At 37.3% G+C, this 21,105-nt stretch carries 18 protein-coding genes and 1 riboswitch; all 18 genes read left to right on the forward strand.

The annotated features are described in order from the left end of the window. Positions 1-3 precede the first annotated feature (3 nt). The 18 genes from AA0X71_RS03360 to AA0X71_RS03445 all read left to right on the forward strand — a co-directional run bounded on the left by AA0X71_RS03360 (position 4) and on the right by AA0X71_RS03445 (position 21,077). Positions 4-264, forward strand: a complete 261-nt coding sequence (locus tag AA0X71_RS03360; RefSeq protein WP_413359209.1) for a glutaredoxin family protein — start codon at positions 4-6, stop codon at positions 262-264. A 119-nt stretch (positions 265-383) separates the two neighbouring features. Beyond that, complete coding sequence (locus tag AA0X71_RS03365; protein WP_413359211.1) at positions 384-1,406, forward strand: sugar-binding transcriptional regulator; 1,023 nt, start codon at positions 384-386, stop codon at positions 1,404-1,406. A 75-nt stretch (positions 1,407-1,481) separates the two neighbouring features. After that, positions 1,482-2,489 (forward strand): type I glyceraldehyde-3-phosphate dehydrogenase, encoded by a 1,008-nt coding sequence (gene gap / locus AA0X71_RS03370; RefSeq protein ID WP_413359213.1) that lies wholly within the window; start codon positions 1,482-1,484, stop codon positions 2,487-2,489. 197 nt (positions 2,490-2,686) lie between these two features. After that, positions 2,687-3,871 carry a phosphoglycerate kinase gene (locus AA0X71_RS03375; RefSeq protein ID WP_413359216.1) on the forward strand — a complete coding sequence of 395 codons (1,185 nt, stop codon included), beginning with the start codon at positions 2,687-2,689 and terminating at the stop codon, positions 3,869-3,871. A 16-nt stretch (positions 3,872-3,887) separates the two neighbouring features. Beyond that, a complete protein-coding gene (gene tpiA, locus AA0X71_RS03380; protein ID WP_413359219.1) occupies positions 3,888-4,649 on the forward strand; it encodes a triose-phosphate isomerase in 762 nt (253 codons plus the stop codon). Then, on the forward strand, positions 4,642-6,177 hold the full coding sequence (gene gpmI, locus AA0X71_RS03385) for a 2,3-bisphosphoglycerate-independent phosphoglycerate mutase (RefSeq protein ID WP_413359221.1): 1,536 nt from the start codon (positions 4,642-4,644) through the stop codon (positions 6,175-6,177). The genes tpiA and gpmI overlap by 8 nt, the downstream gene beginning before the upstream one ends. Before the next feature lie 20 nt (positions 6,178-6,197). Next, positions 6,198-7,493 carry a phosphopyruvate hydratase gene (gene eno, locus AA0X71_RS03390; RefSeq protein WP_413359224.1) on the forward strand — a complete coding sequence of 432 codons (1,296 nt, stop codon included), beginning with the start codon at positions 6,198-6,200 and terminating at the stop codon, positions 7,491-7,493. Between the two features lie 436 nt (positions 7,494-7,929). After that, on the forward strand, positions 7,930-11,337 hold the full coding sequence (locus AA0X71_RS03395) for a PAS domain S-box protein (protein WP_413359226.1): 3,408 nt from the start codon (positions 7,930-7,932) through the stop codon (positions 11,335-11,337). A 375-nt stretch (positions 11,338-11,712) separates the two neighbouring features. Continuing rightward, positions 11,713-12,519 (forward strand): EAL domain-containing protein, encoded by an 807-nt coding sequence (locus AA0X71_RS03400; RefSeq protein WP_413359228.1) that lies wholly within the window; start codon positions 11,713-11,715, stop codon positions 12,517-12,519. A 6-nt stretch (positions 12,520-12,525) separates the two neighbouring features. Next, positions 12,526-14,604 carry a flagellar assembly protein A gene (locus AA0X71_RS03405; protein WP_413359231.1) on the forward strand — a complete coding sequence of 693 codons (2,079 nt, stop codon included), beginning with the start codon at positions 12,526-12,528 and terminating at the stop codon, positions 14,602-14,604. 22 nt (positions 14,605-14,626) lie between these two features. Further along, the gene (locus AA0X71_RS03410; protein ID WP_413359233.1) at positions 14,627-14,944 is read left to right on the forward strand and encodes an STAS domain-containing protein; all 318 of its coding nucleotides are present in this window, start codon (positions 14,627-14,629) and stop codon (positions 14,942-14,944) included. Between the two features lie 82 nt (positions 14,945-15,026). Continuing rightward, positions 15,027-15,113: riboswitch (cyclic di-GMP riboswitch) on the forward strand. Positions 15,114-15,241: 128 nt separating this feature from the next. Beyond that, entirely contained in the window at positions 15,242-16,225 is a 984-nt protein-coding gene (locus AA0X71_RS03415; protein ID WP_413359235.1) for an ATP-binding protein, read from the forward strand. Positions 16,226-16,321: 96 nt separating this feature from the next. Continuing rightward, complete coding sequence (locus AA0X71_RS03420; protein WP_413359237.1) at positions 16,322-17,896, forward strand: methyl-accepting chemotaxis protein; 1,575 nt, start codon at positions 16,322-16,324, stop codon at positions 17,894-17,896. Between the two features lie 18 nt (positions 17,897-17,914). Then, a complete protein-coding gene (locus AA0X71_RS03425; RefSeq protein ID WP_413359240.1) occupies positions 17,915-18,232 on the forward strand; it encodes an STAS domain-containing protein in 318 nt (105 codons plus the stop codon). Continuing rightward, positions 18,232-19,077: a PP2C family protein-serine/threonine phosphatase gene (locus AA0X71_RS03430; RefSeq protein ID WP_413359242.1), complete on the forward strand. Its 846-nt coding sequence runs from the start codon at positions 18,232-18,234 to the stop codon at positions 19,075-19,077. The genes AA0X71_RS03425 and AA0X71_RS03430 overlap by 1 nt, the downstream gene beginning before the upstream one ends. 301 nt (positions 19,078-19,378) lie before the next feature. Further along, on the forward strand, positions 19,379-19,597 hold the full coding sequence (locus AA0X71_RS03435; protein ID WP_413359244.1) for a hypothetical protein: 219 nt from the start codon (positions 19,379-19,381) through the stop codon (positions 19,595-19,597). 68 nt (positions 19,598-19,665) lie between these two features. Next, positions 19,666-20,046, forward strand: coding sequence for a PilZ domain-containing protein (locus AA0X71_RS03440; RefSeq protein ID WP_413359248.1), 381 nt, complete (start codon positions 19,666-19,668; stop codon positions 20,044-20,046). Positions 20,047-20,345: 299 nt separating this feature from the next. After that, the gene (locus AA0X71_RS03445) at positions 20,346-21,077 is read left to right on the forward strand and encodes a LytR/AlgR family response regulator transcription factor (protein ID WP_413359251.1); all 732 of its coding nucleotides are present in this window, start codon (positions 20,346-20,348) and stop codon (positions 21,075-21,077) included. The last annotated feature ends 28 nt before the right edge of the window (positions 21,078-21,105 follow it).

Here is a 21,105-nt window from a genome sequence, read left to right on the forward strand (position 1 = left end):
TCTATGGAAACCATTGTAAAGCTATACACAAGAAATGGCTGTCATCTTTGCGAAAAGGCAAAGGCTACCCTTTTAAAATTAAAGGAAAAGCATGCTTTTCGTTATGTGGAAGCAGATATTGACAGTAGTGATGAATTAACGGAAAAGTATGGACTGATGATTCCAGTCGTAGAAATAAATGGAGAAGAAGTTCAATTTGGTCATATTGATGAACTTTTTGTTGAAGATTTGTTAAGAAAAAATAAATCAAGTTATTTAAGTTGAAATCTCGGATCGCCTCTGCTAGAATGAACTTGTGGCAAGGGTGATTTTTTTTGGATGAAGCGGGACATAATATGTCCATAGGGGACAAAAAAAGACCACTCGAATAAAAGGAGCAAATCATGAAATACTCATTGATTGATATTCAAAAAAGATTATTACCTGATTTACTTCCTGTTATGCAAAGACGATTTGACATTCTGCAATACATAAGTTTGATGGAACCAGTTGGGAGAAGGAGTTTATCCGTTAGTTTAGGGATAACGGAAAGAATTCTCAGAGCTGAAGTTACGCTGCTAAAAGAGCAAAACCTGATTCGCATTACTAGTGTGGGGATGAGCTTAACGACTGAGGGGCAAAAAGTATTAGAGGGACTTACAAGTACGATGAGAGAACTTAAAGGTTTGAACTCATTAGAACTTCAAGTTCAGAAAAGCCTCGGGGTTGAAAAAGTAATCATTGTTTCAGGAAATAGTGATGATTCTCCGTGGGTAAAAAGTGAATTAGGCAGAGCTAGTGCGAATTGTATGAAAGACATGCTTGCAGGAAAAAATATTATTGCTGTTACTGGGGGAACTACCATGGCAGCTGTCGCAGAAATGTTAACTCCAGAATTAAGCAAGGATATGGTCTTCGTTCCGGCAAGAGGTGGAATTGGGGAAGATGTTCAAAATCAAGCCAATACCATCTGTGCAAAAATGGCTGAAAGAACACAGGCCAAGCATCGTGTTCTCTACGTTCCTGACCAAGTAAGTAGCGAGATGTATCAAACGATTGTGAAAGAACCACTCATTCATGAGGTTTTGACCTTAATTAAATCTGCTAACATTGTTTTGCATGGAATTGGAGATGCTATTACAATGGCGGAACGCCGGAAAACAAGTCCTGAGGACGTGGCGAAGCTTCTTGAGCGAAAAGCGGTCAGTGAAGCGTTTGGTTACTACTTCAATGAGGCGGGGGAAATCGTTCATAAAGTTCATACCATTGGAATGCAACTGGACGACTTAGCGAATGTTGAACATGTTATTGCAGTAGCTGGAGGTGCCTCAAAGGCAAAAGCCATACGCTCCTATATGAAGCAAGTGCGGCCGAACACGATTTTAATTACGGATGAAGGTGCCGCAAAGGAATTGTTAAATATGTAAATTTCACTTAGTGAACTTTACTTAATAAGGCTAAAAATAATTAGCCAAATTTATAAATTTGAGGAGGAAATTATAATGGCAGTAAAAGTTGGTATTAACGGTTTTGGTAGAATAGGTCGTAACGTATTACGTGCAGCATTAAAAAATTCAAATGTTGAGATTGTAGCGGTTAACGATTTAACAGATGCTAATATGCTAGCTCACCTTTTAAAATATGACACTGTACACGGAGTTCTTGATCAAGAAGTATCTGTTGATGGAGATTCTTTAGTAGTAGGTGGCAAAAAGATTAAGGTTCTTGCTGAGCGTGATCCAGCTCAACTTGGATGGGGAGACCTTGGAGTTGAAGTGGTTGTAGAATCAACTGGTCGTTTCACAAAGCGTGCTGACGCTGCGAAACATTTAGAAGCAGGCGCAAAGAAAGTTATTATTTCTGCTCCAGCATCTGAAGAAGATATTACAATCGTAATGGGTGTTAACCATGACAAGTATGATGCGGCTAACCACCATGTAATTTCTAATGCATCTTGTACGACAAACTGTTTAGCTCCATTTGCAAAAGTTCTTAACGATAAATTTGGCATCAAGCGTGGTATGATGACAACTGTTCACTCATACACAAATGACCAACAAATCCTTGACTTACCACATAAGGACTACCGTCGTGCTCGTGCAGCAGCTGAAAACATCATTCCAACTTCAACTGGTGCTGCAAAGGCAGTATCACTTGTATTACCTGAATTAAAAGGTAAATTAAATGGTGGAGCAATGCGTGTTCCAACTCCAAACGTTTCTTTAGTAGACTTAGTTGCTGAGCTTGACAAAGACGTAACTGCTGAAGAAGTAAACAGCGCTCTTAAAGCAGCAGCTGAAGGTGAATTAAAAGGAATTCTTGGTTACAGCGAAGAGCCATTAGTATCTAGTGACTACAATGGTAACCCATATTCTTCAACAATCGATGCTCTTTCAACAATGGTAATGGAAGGTAGCATGGTTAAAGTAATCTCTTGGTACGATAACGAGTCTGGTTATTCTCACCGTGTTGTAGACCTAGTAGATTACCTTGCACAAAAAGGTCTATAATTTAACCATTTTTTCATAAAAATCATGTGAATATTAACATCTGTATGTCTATAATGGAAAAGGGAAAACATGCATAAATTTTCCACCATTTGTGCATTGCTAAAAGGTGTTAATAGTCGAATGACTTGAAAGCGGGGAGCGGGGAAGATTCCCCTCTCCTTTTTCTATGTAATCTCTTATAACAAGGAGGTCTTTAAATGAACAAGAAGAGTGTTAAGGATGTTGATTTAAAAGGCAAACGCGTTTTTTGCCGAGTAGATTTTAATGTTCCGATGAAAGATGGCCAGATTACCGATGAAACGCGTATTAAAGCAGCGATTCCGACGATTCAGTATTTAGTGAATGCAGGTGCAAAAGTGCTTTTAGCGAGCCACTTAGGACGTCCAAAAGGTCAAGTTGTAGAAGAAATGCGTTTAACTCCAGTAGCAAAGCGTTTATCTGAATTACTTGGAAAAGAAGTAAAGAAAACAGATGAAGCTTACGGTGAGGCAGTTCAAGCAGAAGTCGCTCAAATGAATGATGGAGATGTTCTTCTTCTTGAAAATGTGCGCTTCTACCCTGGTGAAGAGAAAAATGATCCTGAATTAGCGAAAAACTTTGCTGCGTTAGCGGATGTGTATGTAAACGATGCTTTTGGAGCTGCGCACCGTGCCCATGCTTCTACAGAAGGAATTGCACATCACTTACCAGCTGTGTCAGGCCTTTTAATGGAAAAGGAATTAGACGTACTTGGGAAGGCATTGTCCAATCCTGAGAGACCTTTTACAGCCATTATTGGTGGAGCAAAGGTTAAGGACAAAATCGGTGTTATCGATAATCTTTTAGAAAAAGTGGATAACTTAATTATTGGCGGAGGGCTTGCTTATACATTTGTGAAGGCTCAAGGTCATGAGGTAGGAAAGTCTCTTTTAGAAGAAGATAAAATTGATTTAGCGAAAGAGTTTATGAAAAAGGCCGAGGAAAAAGGCGTAAAGTTTTATATGCCAGTTGACGTCATTGTAGCGGATGATTTTTCTGAGGATGCCAATTCAAAGGTTGTTGCAATCGAAGAAATTCCTGCGGATTGGGAAGCACTTGATATTGGACCGAAAACAAGTGAACTTTATGCACAAGTGATTCAAGATTCAAAGCTTGTCATCTGGAATGGACCGATGGGTGTATTTGAAATCAATAAATTCGCAGGCGGTACGAGAGCGGTAGCGGAAAGCTTAGCAGAAGCAAATGATACATATTCCGTGATTGGCGGAGGAGATTCTGCGGCTGCAGTTGAGAAATTCCATCTTGCTGATCGAATGAGCCATATTTCTACAGGTGGCGGTGCTTCCTTAGAATTTATGGAAGGAAAAGAGCTTCCAGGTGTCGTTGCTCTTAATGATAAATAAGAAAGGATGAATTCTTTTGCGTAAACCTATAATTGCAGGGAACTGGAAAATGCATAAAACGATCTCTGAAGCGAAAAGTTTTTTGGAGGAAGTAAAAGGCCTAGTTCCAGCAAAAGATAAAGTAGAATCAGTTATTTGTGCACCTGCCTTATTTTTAGATAGTCTTGTTGACCTGTCTAAAGAATATGACGTGGAAATTGGTGCTCAAAACATGCACTTTGAAGAAAGTGGCGCTTTTACAGGCGAAATTAGCCCTGTTGCTTTAGCTGATCTTGGTGTGAAATATGTTATTCTTGGTCACTCTGAACGTCGTGAAATGTTCAATGAAACAGATGATGCCGTTAACAAGAAGACGTTAGCAGCATTCAAGCATCAGTTAACGCCGATTGTTTGTTGCGGCGAAACATTAGAAGAGCGCGAAGCAGGTCAAACAAATGAACTTGTTGGAAATCAAGTAAAACAAGCATTAGTTGGCCTAACAGACGAACAAGTAAAGCAAACGGTTATTGCGTATGAGCCAATTTGGGCGATCGGTACGGGGAAATCTTCCACCGCTGAGGATGCAAATGAAGTATGTGCTCATATTCGTAGCGTTGTAGCTGAGCAATTTTCACAAGACGTGTCAGATGCAGTACGCATTCAATATGGCGGTAGTGTAAAGCCAGCTAATATTAAAGAATATATGGCACAGCCTGATATTGATGGTGCCCTCGTGGGTGGAGCAAGCTTAGAAGCAAGCTCATTCCTTCAACTATTGGAGGCAGGACAGTATGAGTAAGGCACCTGTTGCATTAATTATTTTGGATGGATTTGCTTGCCGTGACGAGGTTAAGGGAAATGCCGTTGCCCAAGCAAACAAGCCAAATTTTGATCGTCTTTGGAAGCAATTCCCTCATGCTCAATTGACGGCTTCAGGTGAGGCAGTGGGTCTTCCTGAAGGACAAATGGGGAACTCAGAGGTTGGGCACTTAAATATCGGTGCCGGTCGCGTTGTGTACCAAAGTTTAACACGTGTGAATGTTGCCATCCGTGATGGGGAGTTTGGTGAAAACGAAACGATCAATGGTGCTATGGATCATGCGAAAAAGAACGGTACGAATCTTCACCTTTTCGGTTTACTATCCGATGGTGGTGTTCATAGTCATGTTCAGCATATGTATGCCTTATTAAAGATGGCTGCTGAAAAAGGTGTGGAGAAAGTCTACGTACATGGCTTCTTAGATGGTCGCGATGTTGGTCCGCAAACGGCGCCTACATATGTGAAAGAAACATTGGAGAAAATGAAGGAGTATGGTGTTGGAGAGTTTGCGACCATTTCTGGACGTTACTATTCCATGGACCGTGATAAGCGTTGGGAACGTGTAGAGAAATCTTATCGTGCGATGGTGTATGGTGAAGGTCCAACATACTCTGATCCATTAGAATTAATCGAGGATTCATATAAAAATGGAATCTATGACGAGTTCGTCCTTCCTTCAGTTATCACGAAGGAAAATGGAGAGCCGGTTGCGAGGATTCAGGATAATGATGCGGTTATTTTCTATAACTTCCGTCCTGACCGTGCGATTCAGATTTCAAACACGTTCACAAATAAGGATTTCCGTTCCTTTGATCGTGGACCAAAGCATCCTGAGAACCTGTATTTCGTTTGTATGACCCACTTTAGTGAGACAGTAGATGGCTATGTAGCATTCAAACCAACAAACTTGGATAATACACTTGGAGAAGTGTTATCTCAAAATGGTTTGCAGCAGCTCCGCATTGCGGAAACTGAAAAGTATCCACATGTGACGTTCTTTATGAGTGGAGGACGTGAAGCAGAGTTTCCTGGTGAAAAGCGGATCTTAATCAACTCACCGAAGGTTGCTACGTATGATTTGAAGCCAGAAATGAGCGCATATGAAGTAACAGATGCTTTGATTGGTGAAATTGAAGCAGATAGTGTAGATGCAATTATTTTAAACTTTGCGAATCCTGACATGGTTGGGCATTCTGGTATGCTCGAGCCAACGATTAAAGCGATTGAAACAGTAGATGAGTGTCTAGGTCGCATCATTGATTTAATTTTACAAAAGGGCGGAGCAGCGATTATTACCGCTGACCACGGAAATGCCGATGAAGTCATCACAATGGAAGGCAATCCGATGACGGCCCATACAACAAACCCAGTTCCTGTCATTGTAACGAAGGAAGGGTTAGAACTACGTAACGACGGTATTCTTGGAGATTTAGCCCCAACGATGCTTGATTTATTGAATTTGCAAAAGCCAGCCGAAATGACTGGTACTAGTTTAATTAAAAAATAATATTATTAGGAGAGATGAATATGCCTTATATCCAACATGTATACGCACGTGAAGTGCTAGATAGCCGCGGTAATCCAACTGTAGAAGTAGAAGTTTTAACTGAATCAGGTGCTTTTGGTCGTGCCTTAGTACCATCTGGTGCTTCAACTGGTGAATACGAAGCAGTTGAACTTCGTGACGGAGATAAGTCTCGTTACCTTGGTAAGGGAGTTCAAAAAGCAGTTGATAATGTAAATAACATCATCGCTGAAGAAATCATTGGTCTAGACGTAACTGACCAAGTTGGAATCGACCGTTTAATGATCGAATTAGATGGTACTGAAAACAAAGGGAAATTAGGAGCAAATGCGATTCTTGGTGTTTCTATGGCTTGTGCGCATGCAGCAGCAGATTTCGTAGGTCTTCCATTATACCGTTACCTTGGTGGATTCAATGCGAAGCAATTACCAACTCCAATGATGAACATCATCAACGGTGGTTCTCATGCTGATAACAACGTTGATTTCCAAGAGTTCATGATTTTACCTGTTGGTGCTCCAACATTTAAAGAAGCAATCCGTATGGGTGCTGAAGTATTCCATGCATTGAAAAAAGTTTTATCTGGAAAAGGTTTAAATACAGCTGTTGGTGACGAAGGCGGATTCGCTCCAAACCTTGGTTCTAACCGTGAAGCACTAGAAGTTATCATTGAAGCGATTACTGCTGCTGGTTATGAAGCTGGAAAAGACATTTTCTTAGGAATGGACGTTGCTTCTTCTGAATTCTTCAACAAAGAAACAAAGAAATATGATTTAGCTGGTGAGGGCCGTACAGGTTTAACTTCTGAAGAAATGGTTAATTTCTACGAAGAGCTAGTTAATGAATTCCCAATCCTTTCAATCGAAGATGGATTAGACGAGAACGACTGGGATGGCCACAAGCTATTAACTGAGCGTATCGGTGGCAAGGTTCAATTAGTTGGGGATGACTTATTCGTAACAAACACGAAGAAGCTTGCTCAAGGGATTGAACAAGGTGTTGGTAACTCAATCCTAATCAAAGTGAACCAAATCGGTACATTAACTGAAACTTTTGATGCGATCGAAATGGCGAAGCGTGCTGGTTACACAGCGGTTGTTTCTCACCGTTCTGGTGAAACAGAAGATGCAACAATTGCTGACATCGCTGTTGCAACAAACGCTGGCCAAATCAAGACTGGTTCTATGTCTCGTACAGACCGTATTGCGAAGTACAACCAATTACTACGCATCGAAGACGAACTAGGCGATTTAGCTATCTATGATGGTTTAAAGAGCTTTTATAACTTGAAGAAGTAATTTAAATTCGTCTGAATTGTGTCGTACAAGGCACTTTTTGAGGGTCTGAATTACATGAATTAAGTCGTACAAACGATTAAGATTAAAACCTCCTATTTATGTGTGATAAATCCACATTTATAGGAGGTTTTTTTGTATTTTATATAATAGAATTCTTATTTTATTCTATTGGAACGTTCTTTTTCGTTCAGTAAGTTTAACCATAACTTTAGACCTACTGATACCCTTACCTTAACAAAAACCTTACATTTTTTATCAAAGCAATGCTCTTATGGAAATTGTGTTGTCTAGTATGTCAGTTTATTTCATATAGGGGAAAAATAAACGTTTGAAAAGATTTGAGCACGGCTGAAAAAAATGCATTGTTAAAAAAGTGTTTGTCTGCAACTTGGTATTTATATATGATAAAAGCATTATGACATAAGGTGTGATATAGATGACGTACTCAGGCACATACGACCTTCATCTTGTAGTGATATCGATTATTGTAGCGATTATGACTTATTTTGCTTGCTTTAATATTGTTAATCAAATCAGAACGTCCAATAAAAGTGCAATAGTGAGATGGATTATTGGTGGATCTCTTACATTAGGCTTGGGTATATGGTCGATGCATTTTATTGGAATGCTTGGATTTGATGCCCATGTACTGATTACTTATCATGTAGGTCAAATCATATTATCCTTTGTTTTAGCTTGTGTTGGAGGTTTTATTGCATTTTTCACCTGTTATCAATCTAAGAAGAGCCTTCTTATTAGCACAGTTTTATCTGGATTCATTTTTATCGGAATGCACTCTAGAGGCATGAAAGCGATGGAAATGGAAGCAAATATGGATTATGACATAGGACTCATCAGTCTGTCCATTATTATGGTCTTTTTTGTATCAGGATGGGCTAGTTTCCTTTTCTCTTCACAGAAAAATAACCAATCGAAACCTTTTGGTAGAGTGGTTTTCCATTCAATCGTATTGGGACTTGGGACAGCTTCTGCTCACTATACCGCGATGGAAGCTGTGATGATAGAAGGAACACCTTCTCATAACTATGCCCGCAAGCTTGCAGACTTTGATATTCTTTCAAATCAAATATCAACAGATATCTTGGCCTATTTCTTATGTATTGCTGTAATTATTATCCTAGGATTGATAATTTCCTTGGCGTATTTGGATAAGTACCGAGCAGAACAGCATCAAAAGGTTATATCAGCGCAATACAAATCGTTAGTAGACCACAATCCTAATATTGTTTTCACAGTAGATCATAATGGCCTGATTACAGATGTAAATCCGAAAGGAATAGAGATCTCTAAGTTTACGAGAGAAGCAATTACAACTAAATCGGTGGTATCATTTTTTAGAGCTGAGGACCAACCGATGGTAGAGTACAAGCTTCTCCATATACAAGAAGCGCAACAGGATTTTGAAGCGCCTATTCTAAATGGCGAAGGAACTTGGGTTCCTATGCTTATAACACTTGTCCCTATCATCATAGACGAAAAAATGCTTGGGGCTTTTGTTGTAGCAAGAGACAATACAGATTTATTTAAATCCAAAGAACATATTAGGAAAGCGCAGAAAGACCTTTACAATACAATCCGTAAGCAGCAGGGATTGACATACAAGTTTATCAAAGTAGGAGAGCGTTTTATTCATACCTTATGTGAAGGGGAGATCATATATAGAGTAGGGTTATCACCATTAGCCGTAGTTGGCAAGGAAGTGCATGATTTCTTTTCGAAAGAAGAAGCTGAATATAGGCTACATGTATACGAAAAAGCCTGGCAGGGAGAAATCACTAGCTATGAAGGGAACATTAATGGCGTCGATTATTATGTCACACTTAGTCCTATTATTGAAGATGGAAAGATAATGGAGGTCGTTGCATCAGGAGTTGATATTACCCCTCTTAAGGAAGCAGAGAAATACCACAAAAAACAAGAAACATGGTACCGAAATATCTTGAGCGAAATGTCTGAGGGAATTATGTTATATGGAGCAGATGACCGGATAGTCCCATTTAATGATAATGTTCATAGGCTTTTTGGGTTAACTAAGGAAGAACTGCAAGAACAAACGATTTATAATAATATCATAAATTTTGTTCGGGAAGATGGAACTCCTTTAGAACTTGAGAAATATCCCATTTATCAAACTTTAACAACCGGGAATATGGTAACCGGAGAAATCATAGGGATAAAGCATCAAGAGCATACTACTTGGGTAAGCATGAACACGAAACTTCTTGAATCATTGGAAAATGATCAAGGTCCCAAAGTGTTGTTTACCATGACAGATATTACGAAACAAAAAGAGCAAGAAATCATGCTTAGGGAAGTCAATGCATTAAATTCAACCATCATGAATAGCCTTCCTCTCGGTATGATTATGATTGATAATAACTACCATATAATGGCTTTAAATAAACCATTTTGTACCATGTTTAATTTGAAAGACTCATTAAGTGACTTTATAGGCGAGAATATTGAGCAATATCGTGAAGGGATTTATAAGAATACTGAATGGGAAGTAGAAAGAGTAAAAGATATTTACTCTAGAAAGAAGCCAAATGTGGATGAAGTGGAACTACCAGACAAGAGAATTTTGGAAAGAAGGTATTTCCCTTTCTATATGGACGGAGAATTAAAGGGACACTTATGGACATTTGAAGAAATTTCGGAACGCAAACAAATGGAACGAGGAATTATCCAATCGAAGGAAGAAGCAGTTAAAGCGAACTTGATCAAATCAGAATTCTTATCGAAAATGAGCCATGAGTTGCGAACACCTTTGAACGGAATTCTTGGATTTGCTCAATTACTTGAGCTAGATACGACGTTATCAAAACAGCAGCAAGATTTTGTTCAAGAAATCTTAATAGGCGGAAGACATCTATTAAATCTTATAAACGAAGTACTAGACTTATCAAGAATTGAAACGGGGAAAATCAAAATTTCTAATGAGCCGATTGAAATACAGACAGTTCTAAATGAATGTATTAATCTAATTAGCTCAGCAGCTGATAAAAAGAATATTCACGTTATAAATAAGCTAGATGAGTGTACCGATATATGCGTGAAAATTGACCAAGTCCGAATAAGACAAGTCATCTTAAACCTATTAGATAATGCCATTAAATATAACAACAAAAATGGGGAAATGATGATTACCTGTGAAGTAAAGAAACATAACGTTTTTATTCATGTCATTGACAATGGATTTGGGATATCAGATGCAGAGCAGCAACAAATTTTTGAACCGTTTTACCGTGGAGAACATCCCCACATAGAAGGAACTGGAATTGGTCTTTCCTTGGTAAGACAACTGATTCATCTAATGGGTGGTGAAGTCGGCGTAGAGAGCCGTATTGGAGAAGGAAGTGATTTCTGGTTTAGCCTTCCAATCTTGAGTTCCTTATATGTGAAACAAATTCATTCTTTAGACAATCATGGTATAGCTCCTCTAAGTTATGAAAAAAGGGTTTTATATATTGAGGACAATTTCGCAAATTTACAATTAGTATCTGAAATTTTACAAACGATTAATGGAATAACTTTACTTTCTGCTATGAGAGGTGATGAGGGTATTCAGGTAGCGTTAGACCAACTTCCTGATTTAATACTATTAGATTTGCATCTCCCTGATATGCATGGATTTGATGTCTTTGAACAATTAAAAGCGAACCAAAGGACAGCACAAATTCCTGTTATAGCATTAAGTGCGAACGCAATGCTTGATGATATTCAATTAGCTTTACGTAAAGGGTTTGAGGAGTATATTACCAAGCCAATTGAAGTCCAATCTTTTCTAAGAAAAATCTCGACGTATTTAACTGAATCAATTTGATAATGGCGCATCTCAAGTTAAAAAACGAAGAGTGTGCGTTAGCTATGAGGAACTGAACGCATTAATACGTATTTTTAAGCTATAACAACATCAAACATCATATTACCCTTGAAGTAGATATTAAAGAGTAAACTCTATCTTCTTCAGGGTTTTTTTCGTAGGACAAAAGTCTTAAGTTGCATTCCTTTATGGTAGAGAAATGTCGTGAAATCCTCTGAATTTGTCGTAATCTGTCCTCTCAATCTGCTCATATGTCTCTAATTCTGCCTCATATGCACTTTGTGGAATCGACATAAAATAGGAAAAAAGTTACATTGGTGGTAACAAATCAAACAATTCGGAAGTTTGCAGATTGTTAGGGAATGGAGGGTAACAATGAGCAGCGCACTTCAAAATATTATACAACACGAAAGAATAGAGCATGTTTATCAGCCATTATGGAACCTGAATAACTGGAGTATTTTTGGCTTTGAGTCTCTTCTAAGGTTCCCCGAAGAATACTCGTGTCGAAATATTGAAGAGGCTTTTGAGCAGGCGAGAACGGAAGGATTGCTATATGAACTGGATACATTATCAATATCCCATGCGGTCAGTAATTTTCCTTTAGACCTATCAGGGGAAGAGCTCTTATTTATTAATGTTTTCCCGTCCACTCTGTTACATGAGGATCTTGAGATATTTATTGAGCAACTCGTAACCAAATATCCAACAATTATAGGAAATATAGTGTTTGAACTCAATGAGACGAAGCATGAAAAACATATTTGGAAAATCCCGCACTTGAAAAAGAGGATCGCCTTTCTAAAAGAAAAAGGTTTTTTTGTAGCATTAGATGATTTTGGAAAAGAGGAATCTACATTTCAAAAGATTATCGAATTTACCCCGAATTGTATCAAATTGGATCGGTATTTTTCGAAGGATCTTTCCTCATCAAAGAAGAAACAACGTGTGGTTTCCCTATTAGTCGAGTACTCGAAGGGGAGAATGGTTGTTGTTTTGGAGGGACTTGAAAAGGAGATGGATTTAGCCATGGCAAAAATACTAAAAGTTCCTGTTGCTCAGGGCTATCTGTTAGGAAAACCACAAAAGTTAACAGAGAATAGTTTTACTAATGATTTGTTTAACTCGCTACGGAAGCATGGTCGCACCTATAAATCTCTCATAAATTTCTCGGAAAGGTAGATTTGTATGAGTCAATCTGTTTTATCCAAAGGGAAAAATGTAATGGAAGCAATTGAATTGGGACTTCAACTCTTGGCAACTAAAAAAGAAGAAGTCTCCATTGAAGTTATTCAGCAAGAAACAAAGGGATTTTTACGCTTAGGCTCTCGGCAAGCAGTTGTAAAATTAACGAAAATCAAATCGCCAAGTAGTCATTCAGAACTTGTTGAGATAATATCACCTGACAATATTGAAGATATGATTGAGAATATTGAGAGCCCAACAAGTGAACCAGCACAAACTCAAATTGAACATACTATAGAGCCAATTTTTAAGGATATACCTGATGAAGAACTTGAAGGGAAAGTTTGGGTCAAAGATGGTCAAATCTTTTGTAAGGCATCTGAGCTACATTATCCTACTATCACTGTGGGAAAAGGTGTGAAGCTATTAAAAAACAATGAATTGGTACACGGAACAACGATTGCAACAGAGGAAGACCATTTTGAACTGCAAACTACGGAAGAGGTTAAAGAGACAAAGTGGAATATCACAATGGATTCCGATAGGTTACATGTGGTGTTGCTTATCGAACCAGGAATGAGAAAGATATGCAAAGTGAAGGATACTGCCCCTGATTTTCACATTGTATTAGAAGCAGAAGAAACGGTTGAAATGATTAATGACCTTAAATATAAAGAAGTGTTAAGCAGTCTTGAGGAATTAAAAGTGATACATGGTTTTAATCACAGTGAAATTATGAGAGCTGTGAATACGGATACCAAGGGTCAGTTTACCATAGCAAGTGGGATACCACCGAAAGACGGGGAGAATGGTAGGATTCAATTGATGGTTGATACCGATACCAAAAGGGGCTTGAAAGAACGGACAAATGGCACGGTTGATTTTCGAGAAATCCAAGTCATCCCCACCGTTCAAAAGGGACAAGTCGTCGCCATCGTTCATCCTCCTATTCCAGGAACCCCTGGTTATACTGTCACAAATGAACCTCTACCGCCAAAGCCAACTTACCCGTTAATTATTCAATATGGCAAAGGTACCACATTTATTGAAAATCAAAACAAAATCGTTGCTACTGAAACCGGCAGACCAATGGTTGAGCAAAAGGGATTATTGGCTAAGGTATCGATTATTCCCAAGCTTGTTCATGAAGGTGACGTGAATATTTCATCTGGAAATATTCGATTTAAAGGAGATGTTGATATCCTTGGACATGTGGAAGATGGGATGGTTGTAGAAGGAGAAGGGAATGTGGGTATCTTTAAGAACGTATATTCTGCTTCCGTATCCTCAACCTCAACTCTCACCATTCACGGTAATGTTATAGGGAGCACCATTTCAGCAGGAAAACAAAATATCTTTACTTCTGAAATGGTATATATGTTAGCTAACATACATGAGCAAATGCAAAAATTACTCTCCACCATTCATCAGCTTATGAATCTGCCAGCTTTTAAAACATCGGACTATAGTAAAAAGGGATTACTCCCTTTAATTAAAATCCTTTTGGAGAAGAAGTTCCAATTATTAAATACCCATGTTCAACAATTTATTGGGGTGAGTAAAAAAGGAAGTCATTTACTAGACCTAGAATGGCTTACCTTGGCTGAGCAATTACGGCTTTGTTTCCAAACTTCTGTATCAAATGAATATCATTCTCCCGAACGCCTGACGGCTTTGTTGAAAAAAATCGAGGAGATGATAGAGAAGAATAATAATGATAAAGATAAAGAGTGCATAGTTAAGCTCAAATATGCTCTAAACAGTAAAATCCATTCTGGAGGAAATGTATTTATTACAGGGCAGGGCTGCTATAATTCTAAAGTTCATTCAGGTGGAAACATAATGATTAATGGGGTTCTAAGAGGTGGAGAAATTTATGCAAGGCTTGAGGCTAATATTAAGGAAGTTGGCTCAGAAGGAGGAGTGATAAGTAAGGTTATCGTTTCAAACAAAGGAATAATTAAAATTGGACTTGCAAAGGAGAGTACAGTTATCCAAATAGGGAAAGTTAAGCATACCTTTCAAAAGGAGCAACGAAACGTAGTAGCAAGATTAGATGAGAATGAAAGGTTAGTCCTTTAACTTTGGAAGAGGAGAATAAAGCATGTTTTCATATAAGATAGATAGGGCATTCCAGACTATTTCCATCCAATTTCAAGGTGACTTAGATATAGAAGTATCTGAAATTATGGAGGAAGAAATTATCCCCGCATTGGAGTCATGTATTGATGTTGAATTTGACTTTAAAGGTGTTCCATTTGTTGATTCTACTGGAATAGGCATATTTATTAACTTAATTGAAATCCTAAAGAAGAAAGACGCTGAGATAAAGATAAGGAACATTCAGCCTTTGGTTAGGGAAGTGTTTGAGATGCTCCAACTAAAAGAAATTATGGGAGAAAAAGTTAAATTAGTAGGGTAATTAGATGATCGATTTATGTTGTAAAGCGATATCGCAATTTCCCTATTTACACATTCATTTTAGTAAAAAAATGCACATAAACCTTCGATAATGGCAAACTTATTGAAAAATAAGGACGCAAAGCTTCGGGTCTAAGGCTATATTTAGCTATGATCGCCGGGTTACCGAAAAGGATTGGATCAAATGTTGAGAAAGAAGAAGTGTCTACCGGACAATTCTCTTCTCTATGTATGCAGCTCACCAATCTTTTTGGTGAGCTTTTTTGATATCCAAAAAGAGGTTATTGGAGGTCATCGTGTGAATATCGAGTTGAAGCAATTATATAATAGATTAAAAAAACCTAAAGAAAAAAAATATATAAAACTCCCAACCCCATCTTTTAATGTTTCCTTTTCAAAATTGATGCAGCAAACAAAGCGCGGGTTTCTCGCTCAAAAGATAGGAGAATATCTTGGTATGGATACGAAAGAATCGGAAATGTTATACGATTGGTCAACAAAAATCAAAGCATCCTCTTTCTCGAATTATCAAAACCAAATGGAATTCATCCTCTATCTAAGTGAACAAATGCTAGATTGGAACAATCAACAAGAAGATATTACGGAAAAAGTGAAAAGTTTAGATATCGACATAAATATTCAAAATGCGATGTTAAAAGCATATGAAATTCATAAGCAGGAGCTATTTTCTGCTGCTTCTTCACCGACTTGTAAGCCAAAAATAGATTCAGACTCGCACCTAGAACAGGATAGGTGGACGATATATCGTGAAGTAATGTTTGCCGCAACCCAAGGTCAATTTCTGTTAATTAACGAAGAAGAAATGAATCATTATAGAGTAGGAAATATCTTATGTGAAGGAACAATAAAAAAAAGCTCAGATATACCATTATGCAGAAATTTAGTGCAAGAGCTCCTTGAAAAGATAGGACTGCCTAAATCAAAGGTGATGAGTTCATTATTGGTATTGTCTGAAGCGATGACAAACACGATTAAACACGCTGAAGAAGGGAAAATGACGCTCATTGTGGATCAACAAAAAAATGAAATGTGTTTTGTGATTGAAGATAGGGGACCAGGATTTTCTCTCAAGGACTTGCCAAAGAAAGTATTATTAGAAGGATATTCAACGAAAAGGTCAATGGGACAGGGATTTACCATCATGAGAAAAATGGCAAAACAAATATTACTGTGCACAACCCCTAGAGGTTCGACAATTATTCTAATTTTTGATATCAGGGAAGGAAATGCAAGGGGCGATGTGAAGTTGGTTGATTTTTGATAATACTCCTCAAATGAAAGCGACCTTATTTAAGTGACAAAGTAACTCTTCACCAACTAGTTAAGAAATAAGAATTTGGGAAATGGGGGATTTACTTTGAAACGAGAAGAAAAATGCTCCCTGAGAAAGCAATTTTCATCAAGGATTTTAACTGTTTTCCTTATTATTGCGATCATCTCAGGGGTGTTACAGATTTACTTTATCCATCAGCAGGTAAACGTTGCGATTGAAAACCAGTCTTCTCTTATTGCCAAAAGTATTGATCAAGGGATTAAAGCAACAAATCTTGCTTCTCAAGAGATTGAAGCACAAATTGATTTGAAATTAGCAGCAACAGCGAAGCATATAGGAGACTTAATAAATAAGGAACGCGCAGCTGATATCACAAAAGAAGAACTTGTAAAAATGAGAGATGCACTAAATCTTGCTGGCATTAGTATTTATATGAAAAAGGGTCAGAGTATGGTAGTCGTTCAGGCAACAGACCCTGCTGATCTTGGTTACAACCCAGAAGAACATGGGATAGAGGTTTCTAATGTTGTAGATGCTTTGTTTAGTGGGAGTGAACCAGAAGTAGTCGAGGCATATACAGACAAAGGACTACTAGTACTTCCAATCGTACATTCAGATGTCCATGACAAGCCTAAATTCTTCAAATATGCCTATTTTCAGGTAGAAGGTACGGATTATGTTATTAACCCCTATATCGAAGCAAGAGAAGTATCTCAATTAACAGAAAAAGTAGGACCGAATTTATGGATTGAAGTCATGAAAGCTGATAATGCATTAGTAAGGGAAATTGCTGTTTTAGACCCAGAATTATATAAAAATCAAGAATTAGAAAAACAAGTATATCCTCCGAGAAAAAAGATCGTATTTGGAGATGATATTACTCTATCAAAAGAAGATGTTCAAACCCTTATAACAATGGTGGACAACCCAGTGAAACAAACAAATGTTCAGAAAATAAATGGAGATAAGTACCTGAAGTTATTTCTTCCAATTGATCATGGGAAAGCTATTTACATTTCTTTAGACTATCAACAAATGACAGCACCAATCTATCAACACTCTACCATTTTGGTTATTTCGGGTTTTGTTTCTATGCTAGCTCTTTTCCTAATCACCATTAAATTTTTTGAGAAAATCTATGAGCATATTCAAAAAATCATTAACCAAATTAGATTACTAGAACAAGGAGATTTAACTATAAAGAGTCAAATTCAAAATGGAGGAGAACTATCTTCTCTTTCTGTTACTATAAACATCATGGTGGATAAACTAAGTACATTTATTAAAGATACGCAAGAGCAAGCAAATAAGACTCAGCAACTTTCTGAAAAATTGGAAGAAGAAGCAGCTCATTCTGTTGAAAAAATATACGAAATATCGACAGAGAAGACTATTAAAGCTAGGGAACAATTGTACGAGATTACTGAGTACTTGGATCAAATTGAACATCTATTGGCACCTAATAGACAAAATGAAAAAGTAAAGGAGCTTCTTGAAACGACAGAATTGATGAGACATATTGCAAATGAACGGACTGCTTCTACAACGATTATGACGATTACACTATCAGACTTACTTAAATCTTTGTATGAGCAATCGAGGGAATTATCTGAGATATCAAATACTCTCTTCGATAAGATGGGGAATTTTAAGCTTTAAAGCAGGGAGGGCAAGTACATGGGGTTAAAAGTAGAGAGGGAAATTCAAGGATTAACGATACTATTAAAGCTAAAAGGTGTATTAGATATTTCGACTAGTAGTGTTATTGATCCATTTTTAGATGATATGAATGATATCGAATCACTGATTTTTGATTTCGAAGGATTGGAATTTATAGATTCAACGGGGATCGGTTCCATTATTAATGCTATATATTTAGCAAAAGAAAAAGGATTTAAACTATTCTTTCAAGGTGTGGATGAGTTAACAGAACAAGTGTTTGAGACGGTTGGCCTGTATCAAATATTAATGACCATCCAAGAGGAGGTGCTTTGATGGATTTTGGTAATTTGTCTCCTAACCTCCATCAAACAACTTCCGATAATCAAAAAATAATGGACAAAACCCTACAGCGTGAAATTAATATTGCTAGGAATATCCAGACAAAATTATTGAACGGGAAGACACCTAAATTTACAGGCGGAGAAGTTTCTGGGAATACTATCCCTGCTCGATTAATCGGAGGAGATTACTATGACTTTTATCCATTATACAATGGGAAAATCCGAATTGTAATCGGTGATGTTATGGGGAAAGGAATTCCTGCTGCGATGTTGATGATATTAACGAGAGGGGCTTTTCGTAGTGCAGCAGAAAGTACGCAAGGGCCAGGTGATACATTGACAGCAATGAACCAAGCCATTTATGAAGACTTGCGAATCCTAAGGTCTTTTGTAACGTTATTTTGTGCGGATTGGGATCCACAAACGGGGATATTGAGTTATGCAAATGCTGGGCACCATCTACCACTATTAATCAAGGGAAGAAAGAACACCATAAATTCCTTACCAAAGATTAAAGGTATTATGGTGGGAGGGTTGCCAAATCAGGTCTATCTTGAAGAAACTGTACAATTAGAAAAACAAGATACTGTATTCTTTTATACAGATGGCATTATTGAAGCTCAAAATAAAGTAGGTGAACAATATCAATTAAATCGCCTCATTCAATCGTTACTAGAGAGCAAAGAGAGAGAGGCAGGAGAGATTGAAAAGTATGTGATGGAATCCATCAATCAATTTACATCAGGAGCTCCCCAAAAGGATGATATCACAATGGTATTGTTAAAAGTAAATGACGAAAAAACAGACATTTCGAGCTTCAATTCGCCGATCTTATGATTTGAAATATGATAAAAAGTAATTAAAAGTTGCAATGGAAAGCGGCAATGAAGGAGTAGGAGCAACCCGAATTTTGGCGATGAAAAGTCTGAGATTCGGGTTTTTTGGACACTTTGAAATGTAAAAAGGATTATTCAGTCCCTCTTTTGGAGTGAAATAGGAATATATTCCTATTATTAGTGCTAATCCTTATAAATGAGAGTAGAAGGTGATCCCTTCATCCGTAGTAATCAAGCATACTATTAGTAAGTAAGAACTATGAAAAATATAAGAAATTGTTTCTTTGTAGGAGGGGGATAAAATGGAGGAAGCAGTAAACTTTTTGAGTACCTTATTGAAAGAAGAACTAAAAAATTCGACAGGAAATATAAAAAGCGATATGGAAAATGGATCGTATTATCGGATAAGAAAATTAGTTTCAGCTATTCGAATTTTATCCGACGATCCGATGGATGTTAAGGTTAATATGGAATTTTATGTGGATACTTGGCATGTTGACCTTAACGAAAATCAGCAATAGACTGTGCTAAGTAGAATCGGAATGACCTAGTCGTAGTCCTCACATTAATATAAGGAGAAGTAGTATCCATGAGGTTTAAAAGAAAATCAGCTTTTAGATATACATTCGAGCAACCTATACTGGCGCACTTTAGAATTGTAAAGATTGATGAAAAAGTTGTAAAAACTCATGAGGGGATGGCAAGAATACTTGACATTAGTCCAAGAGGACTAAAAATAAATTCAGAATTAAATATACCAGAAACAGACTATAAAACCATTGAGTTATCTCTACGCTTTCCTTTGAATACGAGCGAATTTTCCTGTAATGGGATTATTAAGTGGAAGAAAGAGATGGGGACTACCGTGGATTATGGCATAGGACTATTAGTAGATGAATTTGGTAGAAAAAGCATTATCGAACAATTAAAAATTCATTCGAAAAACACTGACTATCATGATGAAGGTTAGATTATTCGTCTTAATGATAACTAATATGTAAAATGGCAAAAATTTGTCTCCTGATGTCCTATTACGTGCATCAGGGGCCTGTATGGAGTTCTATCATGTCTATCTCGTTATTGACAGCATACAGGTAGAAAAGGTATGTTGATTTCATTGTCAATTTTAGCAATAAGTTGAAAATGAAGTATTGCATTTTCGGTAAATAGAAACCAAATGAAGCCAGTCATGAATGTATAGTGTTAGCAACATGTGGCAAAATACCTCAAAAGAGGGTATTGCTAGATGTACTTTAGAAAGGGAAAAGAATGGATAGAATAAAAGTAATAATAGCTGACGACGATCAACCTTCAAGAACAATATTATCTCATTTTGCTAGGTTATCACCTGAGTATGAAGTGGTATCAGAAGTATCAAATGGAGAAGAATTAATCGAATCAGTAGTGAAAGAAAAACCTGATATTGCTTTAGTGGACATCAACATGCCTGGTATCAATGGTTTTGAGGCGGTTAAGATATTTAAAAAAGTTTTACCTACCATACAAGTTATTTTTACAACGGGGCATGACGAGTTTGCAGTGGCAGCATTCAATATATCTGCAGTCGACTATATTGTTAAACCTATAGAAAGAACCCGATTATTTATGGCGCTGGAAAAGGCCAAAAAGTTGCTTAAAATGCAGCAAAGTATAGGAAATCAATCAACGAAAACAAGCTCAAATAAGCTTTCGATTAAATCAAATGGTACTTTTCTTTATCTTTCCATAGACGAGATATTTTATATTGAAAAAGAGGGTCGAAAAACACTTATTCATGTAAGAAATAGCATCTTTGAGACTTCAGATTCCCTTCAAGAGATTGAAAACAAACTTCCAGAGTATTTTTACAAAACACATCGTTCTTATCTAGTTAATCTAAAAAAAATTATAAAAATTGAACCATTTGGTGAGACCTATCTTGCCCGTTTTTCAGGTACTGATAAGGTTGCATATATTTCAAAATTGAAGGTTCAAGAGGTATATGGCTTATTAGGGAGTTAAGAGTAAAAGTTGTTTAAGTTTTCGCAGT

This window comes from Robertmurraya phoenicis (assembly GCF_047302285.1).
GTDB lineage: Bacteria > Bacillota > Bacilli > Bacillales > Cytobacillaceae > Robertmurraya.